We start from the raw sequence: 16,397 nt of genomic DNA, 5'->3' as shown, positions 1-16,397 counted from the left end.
GTTACTTGTAACCGACTTTGCACACCCCCACCCCGGGACGTATGAAATGGGAAAGAGTGGTGGGGGGGGTGGGGTTTGGCTTGTTTTTCCCCCCCCCCCCCCCCCCCCCCCACACCCCGTGGAGAGGCTGTGACCGTGACCCCCGCCGACCGGCTGCTGGGCGGCGCCCTGCGCCACAGCGCCCTGCGCGCCACCGCGCTCCTGCTGCTCACCGCCGCCTCGGCCGGCGTCGGCCTGGCCCTGCCCGCCGTCCTCGGCCACACCCTCGACCTGCTGCTCGAACACCGGCCCGCAGCCGGCTGGCTCACCCTCTGCGCGGCGCTGACCTGCCTGATCGTCCTGCTGGACGCCCTCGACGGGCTGCTCACCGGCACCACCGACGCCCGCGGCACCGCCTGGATACGGCGACGCCTGACCCACCACCTGCTCGCCGCCGGGCCCCGCGCCACCGAGCGGTACGGGACCGGCGACCTGGTCACCCGCGTCGTCGGCAATGCCGCCCACGCCGGTACCGCCCCCACCGCCCTGCCCGCCTCCCTCGCCGCCGTCGTCACCCCGGTCGGCGCGCTGGTCGCCCTGGCCCTGCTGGACGTGTGGACCGCCGCCGCCTTCCTCCTGGGGATGCCGTTGCTGGCCCTCCTGCTGCGCGCCTTCGCGCGCGACACCGGCGACTGCGTCGGGCGGTACCAGGAGAGCCAGGGCGAGATGGCCGGACGCCTCGTCGAAGCGGTCGGGGGCGCCCGTACCATCGCCGCCGCCGGCACCCAGCGCCGCGAGGCCGCCCGCATTCTCGCCCCGCTGCCCGGCCTCGCCGCGCACGGCCACCGCATGTGGCACGTCCTGGGACGGTCGACGGCCCAGGCCGCGATGCTCGTACCGCTGCTCCAGATCGCCGTGCTGTGCGTGGCGGGCGTCCGGCTGTCGCAGGGCGCGCTGACCATCGGCGCGCTGCTCGCCGCGTCCCGGTACGCGGCGCTGGCCACCGGGGTCGGCCAGATCGTCGGGCGGCTGAACAGCCTGGTGCACGCCCGCGCCGCCGCCCGGCGCATCGCGGAGGCCCTGGAGGTGCCGGCGATGCCTTACGGGAGGCGGCCGCTCGGTGCGGGCAGCGGCACGCTGAAGCTGCACGGTGTCACCGTGCGGCGCGGTGACCGTGCCGTACTGCGCGGCCTGGACCTCACCGTGCCCGGCGGCACCTCGGTCGCCGTCGTCGGCCGCTCCGGCACCGGCAAGTCGGTGCTGGCCGCGGTGGCCGGGCGGCTGGCCGACCCCGACTCCGGCATGATCACGCTCGACGACGTACCGCTGCGCGACCTGACGCACGACGCCCTGCGCCGCGCGGTCGGCTACGCCTTCGAACGCCCGGCGCTGATCGGCGACACCCTCCGCGACACGCTCGCGCTCGGCTCGTACACACCCGGGCGGGAGGAGATCGAGGCCGCCGCCGAAGCCGCCTGCGCCACGCCCTTCATCCACCGGCTGCCCGACGGCTACGCGACCCGGTGCGCGGACGCCCCGCTGTCCGGCGGCGAGACCCAGCGCCTCGGCCTCGCGCGGGCGTTCGCGCACGCCGAGCGGCTGCTCATCCTCGACGACGCCACCTCCAGCCTGGACACCGTCACCGAACTGAACGTCACCCGCGCCCTGCTGCACGACGTGCGGGCCGCCACCCGCATCGTCGTCGCGCACCGCGCCGCCACCGCCGCCCGCGCCGACCTGGTGGCCTGGCTCGACGACGGGCGGATTCGCGCCCTTGCGCCGCACGCCGAACTGTGGCAGCTGCCCGCCTACCGGGCGCTGTTCGCCACGGCCCCGAAGGAGACCGCGCATGCCTGAAGCCCAGCAGCGGGGGGTGGTCCCGGGCGCCCCCCTGAGGCGGTCCGGACTGCGCTTCCTCAAGCGGCGGCGCGCGGTCCTGGCCCGGCTCGCGGGCTGGTCGCTGGTCGAGTCCGGGCAGACCTTCCTGTTCGGGTACGCGCTCGCGCACGCCCTCGACGACGGGTTCCTGCGCGGCGCCCCGGTCGTCGGCGTCGTCTGGCTGGCCGCCGCCGCGGTCTGCGTCGGCGCCGGCGCGTACGGCACCGCACGGGTCTACGGTGCCGTCGCCGACCTGGTGGAACCGCTGCGCGACACCCTGGTGCGCAAGGTCGTCGCCCGTGGGCTGTACGCCCCCGACGGCGCGGCGGTCTCCCGGCTGACCCACCAGGTGGAAATCGCCCGCGACACTTTCGCCGGGCTGGTGCTGGTGTCCCGCTCGTTCGTCTTCGTCACCGCCGGTGCGCTGGTCGGGCTCTGCTCGCTCGCGCCCGTACTCCTGCTGGTGGTGGTGCCGCCGCTGGTGCTCGGCCTGGCGCTGTTCGCCGGGGCACTGCGGCCGATGGCCCGTCGGCAGGAGACGTTCCTCGCGGCGGACGAGGCCATCGCGGAGGAGACCGGTACGGCGGTCGGCGGGCTGCGTGACATCACCGCGGCCGGCGCGGAGCGGTCCGTGGCCCGCGCGGCGGGCGAGCGCTTCGACGCCGAACTGCGGGCGTCCCGCGCCCTGGCCCGCTGGAGCGTGAGCCGGGTGCTCGCCCTCGGGATCAGCGGGCGGCTGCCCATCGTCCTGCTGCTGCTCGCCGCGCCCTGGCTGCTCGGCCGCGGGGTGACGCCCGGCGCGCTGGTGGGCGCCCTCGCGTACCTCACGCAGTCGCTGCTGCCCGCGCTGCAGAGCCTGATGCACGGGCTGGGTACGGCCGGCACCCGCCTGGGCGTGGTGCTGCGCCGCCTCACCGCCGAGCCGGCCACCGGGGCGGCGGACGCCCGGCCGCACCGGGTGCCCCGCGACGGGCACGCCGTCGAACTCACCGGTGTGACCTTCGCGTACGGCCCGCACGCCGACCCGGTCGTGCGCGGCCTGGACCTGACCGTGCCGGCCGGCGGGCACCTGGCCGTCGTCGGGCCGAGCGGCATCGGCAAGTCCACCCTCGCCGCGCTGGTCGCGGGCATGCTGGAGCCCGGCAGCGGCGAGGTCCGCCGGCCCGCCACGGCGGACCGGGTGCTGGTACCGCAGGAGGCGTACGTCTTCTCCGGCACCGTACGGGAGAACCTGCTCTATCTGTGCGCCGACGGCCGCGTCACGGACGCGGACATCCGGGCCGCCGCCACGGAGATCGGCGCGGACGCGCTGCTGGCGCGGCTGGGCGGGCCGGACGCCACCCTCGCCCCCGGTGAACTGTCCGCGGGGGAGCGCCAGCTGATCGCCCTGGTGCGCGCCTATCTCGCGCCCGCGCCGCTGGTCGTCCTGGACGAGGCGACCTGCCACCTGGACCCGGAGGCCGAGGCCCGCGCCGAGCGGGCCTTCGCGGCCCGGCCCGGCGGCACGCTGATCGTCGTCGCGCACCGCATCAGCTCGGCGCTGCGGGCCGGCCGGGTGCTGGTGATGGACGGTACGCACGTCCGTACCGGCCGGCACGGCGAGCTGCTGCGGCGGTCCGCGCTCTACCGCGAACTGGCGGGCGGGTGGGCGCACGAGGCCCCGGGGAGCGCCGCCGCCCAGGGCCGGGCCGCCCCGCCGCTACAGCCAGCCCTCCCCGCGCGAGATGCGGATGGCGTCGACGCGGTTGCGGGCTCCCGTCTTGCGGGTGATGGCGGACATGTAGTTGCGTACGGTCCCGGTCGACAGATGCAGGACGCCGGCGATCTCGGAGACCGAGGAGCCCTCGGCGGCCAGTGACAGCACGCTCAGCTCGCGGCGGGTCAGCGGGATGTCCGCGGCCTGTAGGAAGCCGAAGCCCAGCGACCCGTCGATGAACCGTTTCCCCGCGGCCACCTGCCGTATCCCGGTGGTCAGCTGCACCGGCGAGGCCTCCTTGTCGACGTATCCGAGAGCGCCCGCCTCGAAGGCCCGGCGCAGCGGGCCGGGCCGGTGTGCCGAGCCCAGCACGAGCAGGGCCGGTGATTTCCCGGGGCCTTTCCCTTTCGCGAGCCTGGATAACTTGCGCAATATGCCTTGCCCGGTGGGCTCCGGGCTCTCCGCATCCACCACGCAGACGTCGGGGCGCAATGCGCGCACCCGTTCGGTTACGTCCCTGGTGGTGGCGGCAGAGACGTCGATGTCGTTCTCCCGGTCGAGTACTTCTGTCAATGCCCACCGGAACAGACAGATGTCGTGCACGAGCAGCACCCGGATCACTGCAGTCCCCCTCCGAACCCCCGTGTACCGGCACGGTTGCGAGTACCCGGAATTCATACCGGCAATGCCGCTGTCATGGACCCGAAGAATTGGCCAAGCGGGGGCGTGGGGGCGCGCGTCGGGGTTGTGCGCCCCCCGAATGCGCCGAGTTAGGGGTTACCCGTTCGTAGCCCTTACTCAGGCACGGCGCGGCGGCGCGGTGAGGTCGATGAGCCGGCAGACCGTCTCGATGTCGATCTTCACCTGGGCGATCGAGGCCCGCCCGGAGAGCCAGGTGATCAGTGCCGAGTGCCAGGTGTGCTCGATGACCCGGACGGCGGACAGTTGCTCCGGCGTCGGCGCTCCGTCCAGCCCCATCGCGTCCAGGATGATCGCCGTGGTGAGCCGGGAGACGGTGTCCACCTCCGGGCTCACCGACCGGTCGGCGAAGGTCAGGGCGCGCACCATGGCGTCCGCCAGCTGCGGCTCGCGCTGGAGCGCCCGGAAGGCCCGCATCAGCGTCTGCGCCACCCGCGCGCCCGGCTCCCGCTCCGTCGGCGGGCGCTTGCGCAGCGTCTCGTGCATGCGCTGCAACTGGTCCTGCATCGTCGCCACGAGCAGGTGCACCTTGGACGGGAAGTACCGGTAGAGGGTGCCGAGCGCGACGTCGGACGACTCGGCGACCTCGCGCATCTGCACGGCGTCGAACCCGCCGCGGCCAGCCAGCCGGGCGCTGGCGTGCAGGATGCGGCGGCGTCGCGCTTCCTGACGCGCGGTCAGGGGGGGACTGGCGGGGAGCGCCGCTCCGGCCGCTGTGGAGTCCGTAGTCATATGTCCCATTCCGTGACAGTCCGTCCGCGGTGCGGTACGTACCGGTCATGCGATCGGCACAGCATGGCAGGGGCGCGGGTGGTGGCGCGAATCACCTGGTGCGGCTCTTTCCGCCGGGTTTCCGGCCGGTAGATTCGAAGCTCCTTGAACTGATCAGTAGCCTGCCGGCCGCCGTGGCCCGCGGGTGCCGCGGAACCGGCCGCCGGCCGGCCGCGGCCGAACCGTACTGAAACTTGTTCTAGATTAGCGCCAGCGGTTACGCTCCGGCGAAAGTCCAGCGAGAAGGGGGCCGAGAGTGTCCGCCGAGGCCGTCCAGGCAGCCGCGCCGCACCCCGCCGAGGCCCCCACCGCCTCCACAGGGCCGGACGGCGACCGCCCCCTGCGCATCGCCCTGCTCACCTACAAGGGCAACCCCTTCTGCGGCGGCCAGGGCGTCTACGTCCGCCACCTCTCCCGCGAACTGGCCCGCCTCGGCCACACCGTCGAGGTGATCGGCGCCCAGCCGTACCCGGTCCTGGACGAGGGGGTCACCCTCACCGAACTGCCCAGCCTCGACCTGTACCGGCAGCCCGACCCGTTCCGCACGCCCGGGCGCGGCGAGTACCGCGACTGGATCGACGCCGTCGAGGTCGGCACGATGTGGACCGGCGGCTTCCCCGAACCGCTCACCTTCTCGCTGCGCGCCCGCCGCCACCTCGCCGCCCGCCGCGGCGACTTCGACGTCGTGCACGACAACCAGACCCTGGGCTACGGCCTGCTCGGCGACCTCGGCGCGCCCCTGGTCACCACCATCCACCACCCCATCACCGTCGACCGGCAGCTCGACCTGGCCGCCGCGGAGGGCTGGAAGCGCCGCGCCTCGGTGCGCCGCTGGTACGGCTTCACCCGTATGCAGAAGCGCGTCGCCCGCCGCCTGCCGTCGGTGCTGACCGTCTCCGGCTCCTCCCGCCAGGAGATCGTGGACCACCTCGGCGTACGGGACGGCCGCATCCACGTCGTGCACATCGGCGCCGACACCGACCTCTTCTCGCCGGACCCGTCGGTCCCCGAGATCCCCGGCCGCATCGTCACCACCTCCAGCGCGGACGTCCCCCTCAAGGGCCTCATCCACCTGGTCGAAGCGCTGGCCAAGGTCCGTACCGAGAACCCGCGGGCCCACCTGGTGGTCGTCGGCAAGCGCGCCGACGACGGACCGGTGGCCGCCGCCATCGAGCGCCACGGCCTCGGCGGCGCCATCGAATTCGTCAAGGGCATCAGCGACGCCGAACTGGTCGACCTGGTCCGCGGCGCCCAGATCGCCTGCGTCCCCTCCCTCTACGAAGGCTTCTCGCTGCCCGCCGCCGAAGCCATGGCCACCGGTACGCCGCTGCTGGCCACCACCGGCGGCGCCATCCCCGAGGTCTCCGGGCCGGACGGCGAGACCTGCCTGTCCGTACCGCCCGGTGACGCGGACGCGCTGGCCGCCGGGCTGATCCGGCTGCTGGACGACGACGCCCTGCGCCGCCGCCTCGGCGCCGCCGGTCGCGAACGCGTCCTCGCCCGCTTCACCTGGCGCCAGGCCGCCATCGGCACCGCCGAACGCTACCGGGAGGCCATCGCCCTGCAGAACCCGCGCGGGCGTGCCGCGCGCGACCGCCGCGCCACCGCGGCCGCCCCGTCCCCTGTCGGCCACGCCTGATGCGGCCCCGCCGGGCACCGGCCACCCCTGCCACGACCACCGCCAAGACCACCGTCAGGACCCGCCGCCGTCGGGCCTAGCCTGCCCCCGGTTCCCCCAGGACGAAAGCAGAGAGCCCTTGCTGACCGTCGACTTTTCCCGATTCCCGCTGGCGCAGGGCGACCGCGTCCTGGACCTGGGCTGCGGCGCGGGCCGGCACGCCTTCGAGTGCTACCGACGCGGCGCGCAGGTCGTGGCGCTCGACCAGAACGCCGAGGAGATCCGCGAGGTCGCCAAGTGGTTCGCCGCGATGAAGGAGGCCGGGGAGGCCCCGGCGGGCGCCACCGCAACCGCCATGGAGGGCGACGCGCTGGCCCTGCCGTTCCCTGACGAGAGCTTCGACGTCGTCATCATCTCCGAGGTCATGGAGCACATCCCCGACGACAAGGGGGTGCTCGCCGAGATGGTGCGGGTGCTGCGGCCCGGCGGGCGGATCGCGGTGACCGTGCCGCGCTACGGCCCGGAGAAGGTCTGCTGGGCGCTCAGCGACGAATACCACGAGGTCGAGGGCGGCCACATCCGCATCTACAAGGCCGACGAACTCCTCGGCAAGATGCGCGAGGCGGGCCTGAAGCCGTACGGCACCCACCACGCCCACGGACTGCACAGCCCCTACTGGTGGCTCAAGTGCGCCTTCGGCGTCGACAACGACCAGGCACTGCCGGTCAAGGCGTACCACAAGCTGCTGGTCTGGGACATCATGAAGAAGCCGCTGGCCACCCGGCTGGCCGAGCAGGTGCTCAACCCGGTCATCGGCAAGAGCTTCGTCGCGTACGCCACCAAGCCGCACCTGCCCGAGCGGGCCGCCGCCTCCGCCGCCACCGACGCTGCCGCCGGCGAGGCCGCCAAGTGACCACACCAGGACGTACGGAACGCCTGGTCCTGCCCGGAGTGCTGACCGCCGAACAGGCGGCCCGTACGGTCGCCGGCATCCTGGCGACCCAGCGCGAGGACGGCGCGATCCCCTGGTTCCGCGGCCACCACCTCGACCCGTGGGACCACACCGAGGCCGCCATGGCCCTGGACGCGGCCGGTGAGCACGAACGCGCCGAAGCCGCGTACGTCTGGCTGGCCCGGCACCAGAACCCGGACGGCTCCTGGTACGCGGCCTACGCCGACGGCGACGCCGCCGCCCCCACCGACCGCGGCCGCGAGACCAACTTCTGCGCGTACCTCGCCGTCGGCGTCTGGCACCACTACCTGTCCACCGGCGACGACACCTTCGTGGACCGCATGTGGCCCGCCGTGTACGCGGCCATGGAATTCGTCCTCGACCTCCAGCAGCCCGGCGGCGAGATCGGCTGGAAGCGCGAGGACGACGGCACGCCCGTCACCGACGCCCTGCTCACCGGCTCCTCCTCCGTCTACCAGGCACTGCGCTGCGCCCTCGCCCTCGCCGAACAGCGCGAAGAACCCCAGCCCGACTGGGAACTGGCTCTCGGACGGCTCGGCCACGCCATCCAGCACCACCCCGAGCGCTTCCTGGACAAGGCCCGCTACTCGATGGACTGGTACTACCCGGTCCTCGGCGGCGCCCTGCGCGGCACCGCCGCCAAGGAACGCATCGAGTCCGCCTGGGAGGACTTCGTCGTCCCCGGCCTCGGCGTACGCTGCGTCCTGCCCAACCCGTGGGTCACCGGCGGCGAGAGCGCCGAACTGGCCCTGGCGCTCTGGGCGATGGGGGAGTCCGACCGCGCCGTGCAGATCCTCAAGTGGGTCCAGCACCTGCGCGCCGACAACGGCATGTACTGGACCGGCTACGTCTTCGACGACGACGCGGTCTGGCCCGAGGAGCAGACCTCCTGGACGGCGGGCTCGATGCTGCTCGCCGTGGCCGCGCTGGGCGGTGACGAGGCGACCACGGCGGTCTTCGGGGGTGAACGCCTGCCGACGGGACTGGACCCGGACTGCTGCCGCTGACGGGTACGCGGGGACGGCACCCCGGGGTCGTCCCCTCAGCGCTCGATGCGGCGGATACGGGCGGCCAGCGCGTGCCCCACCACCAGGTACACGAGCGCCGGGAGCCCGTAGTTCAGCAGGGTCCGCAGCCAGTCCGTGTCGAACGTGAAGAGGTTGTACGACCAGCCTGCCAGCCACCGTGCCGCGCCCTGGACGAAGTGCACCAGGTCGTTGGCGCGGTTCGCGTCGAGCAGGTACATCACGATCCACAGGCCGAGGATGACGGCCGTGACGTCCGCGACGACGGTCACGGCCGTGGCCGCGTGACTGCTTCCGTACCGGTGTCTCCTGGACATGGCGGCCGGGTAGCCGCATGAGCCCGCCATAAACAACTGCCCCTCGGCGGCGGACCGTTCACCGCGAAACCCGGAGGCGGGCCGATCTCCCCGCCCGTTACTGTGCCCCTTATGACGACCTTGAACGGTATACTCGACCACGACCGCTACTGCGCCGAAGTCCTCGCCGAGGGCGACCGGTTCCGGCAGGCCGTACGCGGCGCCGACCTCACGACGCCCGTACCGACCTGTCCGGAGTGGACCCTGGAAGACCTCGTACGCCACGTCGGCGGCGCGTACCGCTGGGCGGGCCGGACCGTACGGACCCGGGCCACCGAGATGCTGCCCTTCGACGCGGTTCCGGAGAGCCAGGGTCCGCCGGCCGACGACCCCGCGGCCCTGGACGCCTGGCTGGCCGAGGGCGCACGCCTGGCCGCCGAGGCGATGCGCGAGGCGGGCCCCGACGCGCAGGTCTGGGCCTGGGCGCCGGGACAGCCGTCCGGCTTCTGGCCCCGGCGGATGGTCCACGAGACGATCATCCACCGGGCGGACGCGGTCGCCGCCACGGGCGCCGGCTTCCCCCTCGACCCCGAGCTGGCCGCCGACACCATCGAGGAGTGGACGCAGCTGATCTGCCTGATCAGCACCATCCGCCCCGACCACCAGCTCCGCGGCTTCATGAACACCGGCCGCACCCTCCATCTGCACGCGACCGACACCCCGCCGCACGTCCCCGCCGACTGGCTCCTCGACTTCACCGGCCCCACCCCCACCTACCGCCACACCAGCGACCACCCCACCGTCACCCTCCAGGCCCCCACCGCCGACCTCCTGCGCGTCTACTACCGCCGCCTCCCGCTCGACACACCGAGCGTCGAGGTCACCGGTGACCGGGCGTTCCTGGAGGAGTGGCTGGCGGCGGCGACGTTCGCCTGACCCGCAGGAGGCGGCGCGGCCGGGGGCCGGGCCGGCCTCAGCCGTTCAGCTCCGCCAGCACCCGCAGTGTCTCGGTGTCAGGGGCCGTGACGAGGAGGTCGGTCACCGGGCCCTCGCGCCAGGCGGTGAGGCGGTCGGCGAGGCGGGGGCGGGGGCCGGTGAGGGAGATCTCGTCGGCGAAGGTGTCGGGAACGGCTCGGACGGCTTCGTCGCGGCGGCCCTGGAGGAAAAGGTCCTGGATGCGGTGGGCCGCTTCCTCGTGGCCCATGCGGGCCATCAGGTCCGCGTGGAAGTTGCGGGAGGCGTGGCCCATGCCGCCGATGTAGAAGGCGAGCATGGCCTTGACGGGGAGCAGGCCCTCGGCGACGTCGTCGCAGAGCCGGGCGCGGGCCATGGGGGCGACGAGGAAGCCTTCGGGGGCGGCGGCGAGGGACGCTTCGTACACGTCGGTGCGGTACGGGGACCAGTACAGCGGGAGCCAGCCGTCGGCGATGCGGGTGGTCTGGGCGATGTTCCTGGGGCCCTCGGCGCCGAGGAGGACGGGCAGGCCGGAGCGGCGGGGGTGAGTGATGGGCTTGAGAGGTTTGCCGAGGCCGGTGCTGTCGGGGCCGCGGTAGGGGAGCGGGTGGAAGCGGCCGTCGAGGGTCACCGGGGCTTCCCGGCGCAGCACCTGGCGCACGATGTCCACGTACTCGCGGGTGGCGGTGAGCGGGCTCGCCGGGAACGGGCGGCCGTACCAGCCTTCGACCACCTGCGGCCCCGACAGGCCGAGCCCGAGCAGCATCCGGCCGCCGGAGAGGTGGTCCAGGGTCAGGGCCTGCATCGCGGTGGCGGTGGGGGTGCGGGCGGCCATCTGGGCGATGGCGGTGCCCAGCTTGATCCTGGAGGTGTGGGCGGCGATCCAGGTGAGCGTGGTGAACGCGTCCGAGCCCCAGGCTTCCGCGGTCCATACGGAGTCGTAGCCCAGCCGTTCGGCCTCCTGGGCGAGTTCGACGTGCCGGGGGCCGGGGCCGCGGCCCCAGTAGCCGAGTGCCAGGCCGAGTCGCATGGCAGGGCCCTCCGTTCCGGTTCGGTGTTCCCCCGCAGGTAGCCGCCCTGACGGGCCGTCAGGTGCGTCGGTGCAGCGTACGAGGTGCGGGAGGGGAGGGGAAGGGAGGGTACGGCGACGGCCCCTCACCCGGGGGGGAGGGGCCGTGACGGCGTGGGGGCAGGGCGGTGTCAGCCGCGCTGGATGCCGGTCGTGTCCTGGAGGACGCCGCGGCGCCCGTCCTGCGTCTGCGCGATGAGGGCCTGGCCGCGCTGGTCCACGGCCAGGTACCACGTACCGGGCGCCAGTTCGGCGATCGGCGTGGGCGTGCCGTCCTCGCCGTACAGCGGACGCGCCACCGGCACCGCGAACCAGAACGGCGCGAAGTCCGTGGCGGGCGCCGGCTGCTGCGCGGCGGCCGGCGAGGGCTGCTGCCCGCCGTACGACTGCGGGCCGGGCTGACCCTGGCCCTGCCCCGGCTGCGGCTGGCCCTGGCCGGGCTGCTGGGCGCCCGGGTAGCCGTACCCGCCGTGGACCGGCTGCTGGTGGGCGCCGGGGTAGCCGTACCCCTGGCCCGGGGCGGCCGCGCCGTACGGGGACGGGGTCTGCGGCCGCGGGGCCGGGACGAGACCGGCCTTGAGGGCGGGTACGAGCGGGGTGGCGACGGCCGCGCCGGCCAGGATGAGCGCGGCGATCAGGCCGAGGATCAGGCCGGCGCCCGCGCTGCCGCTGTTGACGGTCGTCCAGAAGGCGAACCAGGCGACGAACACGGTCCACGCGACGCCGAACTGCCCGAGGTCCAGGCCCGCGACCTTCAGCGGCTGCGGCAGGGCGCGCGCCACGACGATCAGGGCGGCCGCGATCACGCCGGCCAGGAACATGCCCATCAGCAGGGACAGCGAGTCCCAGGCGTTCGAGGACGTGATCTTCGGGCAGAAGCTGCCGGTGCAGTCGGATCCGTCGTACGAGCTGATGTCGAGGAACGAGGCGATGAACAGCAACACCGCTGCTCCGATCACCACGCCGTCGCCTCTAGTGAGGGAGCGGATGTTCACGTAAGGGTCCTTTGTCGGTTCCGGTGTTCTGGTCTTCGCTGTCGCTGCCGTATGCGCCGGCGGGCGCGTGGCGAGGCACGGGGTGGCCCCCCATCGTAAGGGGGAACCTACCGCCGGATCCTGTGGGCCGTCTTGTCGGTATCGGTCAGGTATCGAGTCGGTATCGGCACCGGCCGCTACCGGGTCAGGAAGCCCGTAATGCCCTCGGCGATCCCGCGGGCCGCCTTTTCCCGCCATTGCGGATCGGTCAATTGCGCGGCGTCCTTCGGGTCCCGCATATTGCCGCACTCCAGGAACACCTTGGGAATGCCGGAGAGGTTGAGACCGCCGAGGTCGGACCGTACGACCAACCCGGTCCCGCCGCCGAGATAATTGGCCGGCGCGCTCCCGGTGGCCGCGACGAAGCGGCCCGCCAGGTGCTCGCCGAGCTGCCGCGACGGACCGACGATGGCGGAGGTGTCCGCCGCGCCCGCGGTCACGCGGGCGGGCAGGATCACGTGGAACCCGCGGTTGCCCCGTCCCGCCCCGTCGGCGTGCACGGACACCGCGGCGTCGGCCTCGGCCTCGTTCCCGGCGCGGGCGCGCTCGTCCACGCACGGGCCGTACGGACGGTCGCCGTCCTGCGTGAAGACGACCTTGGCGCCCTCGGCCTGGAGGAGGGTACGGGCGCGCCGCGCCACGTCCAGCGTGAAGGACGCCTCGGCGTAACCGTCGTCGGTGGAGGTGCCGGTGGTGTCGCACTCCTTGCGCGCGTTGCCGACGTCCACCTGGCGCGCGATCTCGCGGGTGTGGTCGCGATTGTGGGGGTTGTGGCCGGGGTCCAGGAGGACGGTCCTGCCCTTGAGCCGGGTCCCGGCGCGGCCGCCGGTCCCGGCCCCCTTGCCGTCCCGGTCTTCATCCTTCCCGGGATCCCCGGCATTCCCGCCGCCGTCCGCTCTGCCCGCGTCGCCCTTGCCGGGCGGGCCGTCCTTGCCGGGCGTGCTGCCGGGCGAGGCCGGGCTCGCCGCGGGCAGGGCCTTGGGCGGCTTGTCGCCGCCGGGCCCGCTCGCGGACCGCCAGATCAGCCAGCCCGCGGCGCAGGCGGCCAGCAGCGCGGCCAGGACGACGAGGGTGCCGCCGAAGCGGCGGCGCGGGGGGAAAGTACTGCCGTTCGACACATCGCGATCGTAGTGGGGAGGTCAGTGCCCTTCACCGGTGCGACGCAGCACATGCAGCGATCCGTGTACCGACATTTCGGTGAAGGCGCCGGATTCCAGGGCGCGCCGGTAGACGCGGTACGGGGCCTGGCCGCCGTCCGCCGGATCGGCGAAGACGTCGTGGATGACGAGCAGCCCGCCGGGCGCGACGTGCGGCGCCCAGCCCTCGTAATCGGCGGTGGCGTGCTCGTCGGTGTGGCCGCCGTCGATGAAGACCAGGCCGACGGGGGTGTTCCAGAGGGCGGCGGCCTGCGGGGAACGGCCCACCAGGGCGACGACGTGGTCCTCCAGCCCGGCCGCGTACAGCGTCCGGCGGAAGGCGGGCAGGGTGTCCATCAGGCCGACCTCGGGGTCGACCACGGACGGGTCGTGGTACTCCCAGCCGGGCTGCTGCTCCTCGCTGCCGCGGTGGTGGTCGACGGTGACGGCCGTCACGCCTGCCGCGCGCGCAACGTCGGCGAGCAGGAGGGTGGAACGCCCGCAATAGGTGCCGACCTCGACGAGCGGCAGCCCGAGCGCCGCCGCCTCGCCGGCGGCCTCGTAAAGGGCCAGTCCTTCGTCGAGCGGCATGAAACCCTTTGCCGCCTCGAATGCGGCGAGTATCTCCGGCTTGGGGGAGTTCGCGGCGGCCATGGGGATTCCTCCTCGGTCGTACGGTCACCGGAGTGCGGCGGTGACTCATATCGACGGATCGTACGTGCCGGTAATGCGCGGGGGTGGGGGTGGGCGGTTTTACGGACCGGTGGGGTTCGGGCGGAATGCGGGGGCTTTGGAGAGGGCTGGGAATCCGGCGGGGTGGTGCCGTGGCGGGTATTCCGTCCGGGGCGCGTGGATGTCCGTACCGCTTCCCTTCCGGGGCGCGTGGGCGTCCGTACCGCTTCCCCTCCCGGGCCGGACCGCCCGGGCCGTCCGGTCCGGAGCCGGTGCCCCACCTGACCTACCGTCAGTTTGAAACGTGTTCTAGTCTGCCCGGCATGGGCATCGGAATCACACCGGAGCAAGGGGAGCTGGCCGAGGCGGTACGGGGATGGGCGGCCAGGGCCGTGCCGCCGGAGGAGGTGCGCAAGCTGCTCGACGCCGGACCCGGCCGGCGCGGCCGGCCCGCCTTCTGGGACGGGCTCGCCGCGATGGGGCTCCTCGGCCCGCACCTGCCGGAGGAGTACGGCGGTGGCGGCGGCGAACTCCTCGACCTGGCCGTCGTGTTGGAGGAGACCGGCCGCGCCGCGCTGCCCGGCCCGTACCTGCCCAGCGTGCTCGCCTCCGAAGTGCTGCGGCGCGGCGGTGCCACCGGCCTGGTGCGCGCCCTGGCCGCCGGCGACCGCATCGGTGCCGTCGCGCTCGGTACGGGCACACTCCGCGCGGCCGCGACGGCGGACGGGTACGTGCTGGACGGTGCCGCACCGCCCGTCCTCGGCGGCGGCGACGCCGACCTGATCCTGCTGGCGGCGGAAACGGCGGAAACGGCGGAAGCGGCGGAAGCAGCCAAGGCGGCCAAGGCGGACGACTCGGCGGAACCGCCGCCGCGCACCCTCTGGCTCGCCGTCGACGCCGACACGCTCTCCGTACAGGTGCCGTCCGCCGCCGACCCCACCCGGCCCACCGCGCGCGTGACGGCCGAAGGTGTCACGGTCCCGTCCGCGCAGGTGCTCGACGTCGGCTCCGCCCTCGTACGGGACCTGGCCGCGACACTGTTCGCCGCCGAGGCGTGCGGCACGGCGGACTGGGCCCTGCGCACCGCCGCCGCGCACGCCGCCGTACGGGAGCAGTTCGGGCGGCCGATCGGCCAGTTCCAGGCCGTCAAGCACCTCTGCGCGCAGATGCTCGTACGCGTCGAGCAGGCCCGCGCCCTGGCCTGGGACGCGGCGCGCGCCATGGACGAGACGCCCGCCACCCGCGGCCTGGTCGCCGCGCTGGCCGCCGCCACCGCCCTGGACGCCGCCTTCACCTGCGCCGAGGACTGCATCCAGGTCCTCGGCGGCATCGGCTTCACCTGGGAGCACGACGCGCACCTGTACCTGCGGCGGGCGACCGTGGCCCGGCAGCTGCTGGGCAGCGGCGGCGAACACCGGCTGCGGGCGGCCCGGTACGGCGCCGGGGGCGCCCGGCGCGAGCTGCGCGTGGACCTGCCCGTGGAGCGGTCGCGGGAGGCGGCCCGGTTCCGCGAGCAGGCCCGCGAGGTGATCGCGAAGGTGCGCGGCCTGGACCCCGGCGCCGTACGCCGTGAACTGGCGCCCACCGGGTACGCGGCGCCGCACCTGCCCGCCCCGTACGGCCTGGGCGCCGGCCCCGTACAGCAACTCGCCGTCCAGCAGGAACTGCGCGACGCGGGCGTCAGGATCAGCGACCTGGGGATCGCCACCTGGGTGGTGCCCTCCCTGATCACCTACGGGACGCCGGAGCAGCAGGAGCGCCACCTGCTGCCGACGCTCCGCGGCGACCAGCTGTGGTGCCAGCTGTTCTCCGAGCCGGAGGCCGGGTCCGACCTGGCGGCGCTGCGGACCCGGGCCGAGCGGGTGGACGGCGGCTGGCGGGTCAACGGCCAGAAGGTGTGGACGTCGGCGGCGCAGTGGGCGGGGTACGGCATCCTGCTCGCCCGGACGGACCCGGAGGCGCCCAAGCACCAGGGCCTGACCTTCTTCCTGGTCGACATGTCGGCACCCGGCATCGAGGTGCGGCCCCTGCGGGAGATCACCGGCGACGCGCTCTTCAGCGAGGTGTACTTCGACGACGTACTGCTGCCGGCCGACGCGGTGGTGGGCGAGGTGGACGACGGCTGGAAGGTGGCCCGGCACACCCTCGGCAACGAGCGCGTCCACATGGCCGACCAGGTGACCTTCGGCACCGGCCTGGCGGCGCTGATCGAGCGGTCCGCCGGACTGGACGGCGCGGTACGCGAACGGGTGGGCGCGCTGGCCGCCGAGGCGCACGCGCTGGCCTGCATCGGCTTGCGCACCACCCTCCAGCAGGTGGCGGGCCGGGAGCCGGGCGCCGGCGCCAGCATCCGCAAGCTGGTGCAGACCGCGCACCAGCAGAAGGCCGCCGAGCTGGCGCTCGAACTCCTCGGCCCGGAGGGCGCGACGGGGGAGGGCGACGCGGAACGCGCCCTGCACGGCTTCCTGATGTCGCGCTGCCTGACGATCGCGGGCGGTACGACGCAGGTGCAGCTGAACGTCGTCGCCGAGCGGCTGCTCGGCCTGCCCAGGGACCCGGAACCCCGCCCGCTGATCTGATCCCGAGCGCCCCCAAGG

At 74.0% G+C, this 16,397-nt stretch carries 13 protein-coding genes and 1 pseudogene; 7 read left to right on the top strand and 7 right to left on the bottom strand.

Going from position 1 to position 16,397, the window contains the following annotated elements; all coding sequences use genetic code 11:
- The first annotated feature begins 129 nt into the window (after window positions 1-129).
- Together ACZ4Z1_RS40210 and ACZ4Z1_RS40205 are read left to right on the top strand one after the other, a co-directional pair.
- Complete coding sequence (locus ACZ4Z1_RS40210; RefSeq protein WP_468491661.1) at window positions 130-1,836, top strand: ATP-binding cassette domain-containing protein; 1,707 nt, start codon at window positions 130-132, stop codon at window positions 1,834-1,836.
- Complete coding sequence (locus ACZ4Z1_RS40205; protein WP_468491660.1) at window positions 1,829-3,715, top strand: ATP-binding cassette domain-containing protein; 1,887 nt, start codon at window positions 1,829-1,831, stop codon at window positions 3,713-3,715. Before ACZ4Z1_RS40210 ends, ACZ4Z1_RS40205 begins: the two co-directional genes overlap by 8 nt.
- Here the strand turns inward: ACZ4Z1_RS40205 and ACZ4Z1_RS40200 are convergent.
- Together ACZ4Z1_RS40200 and ACZ4Z1_RS40195 are read right to left on the bottom strand one after the other, a co-directional pair.
- A pseudogene (locus ACZ4Z1_RS40200) lies at window positions 3,641-4,231 on the bottom strand (response regulator transcription factor); the annotation flags it as partial. The gene ACZ4Z1_RS40205 and the pseudogene ACZ4Z1_RS40200 sit on opposite strands and share 75 nt — an antisense overlap.
- A 120-nt stretch (window positions 4,232-4,351) precedes the next feature.
- Window positions 4,352-4,984, bottom strand: coding sequence for a TetR family transcriptional regulator (locus tag ACZ4Z1_RS40195; RefSeq protein ID WP_468491659.1), 633 nt, complete (start codon window positions 4,982-4,984; stop codon window positions 4,352-4,354).
- A 295-nt stretch (window positions 4,985-5,279) separates the two neighbouring features.
- Here ACZ4Z1_RS40195 and ACZ4Z1_RS40190 point away from each other — a divergent pair, with 295 nt between their 5' ends.
- From ACZ4Z1_RS40190 to ACZ4Z1_RS40180, 3 genes are all read left to right on the top strand, one after another.
- Window positions 5,280-6,662, top strand: coding sequence for a glycosyltransferase family 4 protein (locus tag ACZ4Z1_RS40190; RefSeq protein ID WP_468491658.1), 1,383 nt, complete (start codon window positions 5,280-5,282; stop codon window positions 6,660-6,662).
- A 118-nt stretch (window positions 6,663-6,780) separates the two neighbouring features.
- On the top strand, window positions 6,781-7,554 hold the full coding sequence (locus ACZ4Z1_RS40185; protein ID WP_468491657.1) for a class I SAM-dependent methyltransferase: 774 nt from the start codon (window positions 6,781-6,783) through the stop codon (window positions 7,552-7,554).
- On the top strand, window positions 7,551-8,621 hold the full coding sequence (locus ACZ4Z1_RS40180; protein WP_468491656.1) for a prenyltransferase/squalene oxidase repeat-containing protein: 1,071 nt from the start codon (window positions 7,551-7,553) through the stop codon (window positions 8,619-8,621). Before ACZ4Z1_RS40185 ends, ACZ4Z1_RS40180 begins: the two co-directional genes overlap by 4 nt.
- 35 nt (window positions 8,622-8,656) lie before the next feature.
- Here the strand turns inward: ACZ4Z1_RS40180 and ACZ4Z1_RS40175 are convergent, their stop codons facing one another.
- Complete coding sequence (locus tag ACZ4Z1_RS40175) at window positions 8,657-8,956, bottom strand: hypothetical protein (RefSeq protein WP_468491655.1); 300 nt, start codon at window positions 8,954-8,956, stop codon at window positions 8,657-8,659.
- Window positions 8,957-9,067: 111 nt separating this feature from the next.
- Between ACZ4Z1_RS40175 and ACZ4Z1_RS40170 the strand changes: the two genes are divergently transcribed.
- Window positions 9,068-9,871, top strand: coding sequence for a maleylpyruvate isomerase N-terminal domain-containing protein (locus ACZ4Z1_RS40170; RefSeq protein ID WP_468491654.1), 804 nt, complete (start codon window positions 9,068-9,070; stop codon window positions 9,869-9,871).
- 37 nt (window positions 9,872-9,908) lie between these two features.
- Here the strand turns inward: ACZ4Z1_RS40170 and ACZ4Z1_RS40165 are convergent, their stop codons facing one another.
- From ACZ4Z1_RS40165 to ACZ4Z1_RS40150, 4 genes are all read right to left on the bottom strand, one after another.
- Window positions 9,909-10,919: an LLM class F420-dependent oxidoreductase gene (locus ACZ4Z1_RS40165; protein ID WP_468491653.1), complete on the bottom strand. Its 1,011-nt coding sequence runs from the start codon at window positions 10,917-10,919 to the stop codon at window positions 9,909-9,911.
- Between the two features lie 170 nt (window positions 10,920-11,089).
- Entirely contained in the window at window positions 11,090-11,953 is an 864-nt protein-coding gene (locus ACZ4Z1_RS40160; protein ID WP_468491652.1) for a DUF5336 domain-containing protein, read from the bottom strand.
- Window positions 11,954-12,129: 176 nt separating this feature from the next.
- Entirely contained in the window at window positions 12,130-13,110 is a 981-nt protein-coding gene (locus ACZ4Z1_RS40155; protein WP_468491651.1) for an N-acetylmuramoyl-L-alanine amidase, read from the bottom strand.
- A 21-nt stretch (window positions 13,111-13,131) separates the two neighbouring features.
- Window positions 13,132-13,782, bottom strand: a complete 651-nt coding sequence (locus ACZ4Z1_RS40150; RefSeq protein WP_468491650.1) for a class I SAM-dependent methyltransferase — start codon at window positions 13,780-13,782, stop codon at window positions 13,132-13,134.
- 341 nt (window positions 13,783-14,123) lie between these two features.
- On the opposite strand from ACZ4Z1_RS40150, the gene ACZ4Z1_RS40145 reads away from it, so the two are divergent.
- Complete coding sequence (locus ACZ4Z1_RS40145; protein WP_468491649.1) at window positions 14,124-16,379, top strand: acyl-CoA dehydrogenase; 2,256 nt, start codon at window positions 14,124-14,126, stop codon at window positions 16,377-16,379.
- Window positions 16,380-16,397 lie beyond the last annotated feature (18 nt).

The sequence above is a fragment of the Streptomyces sp. NPDC030165 genome (assembly GCF_055573595.1).
This window is presented reverse-complemented; position numbering and strand designations above follow the sequence as displayed.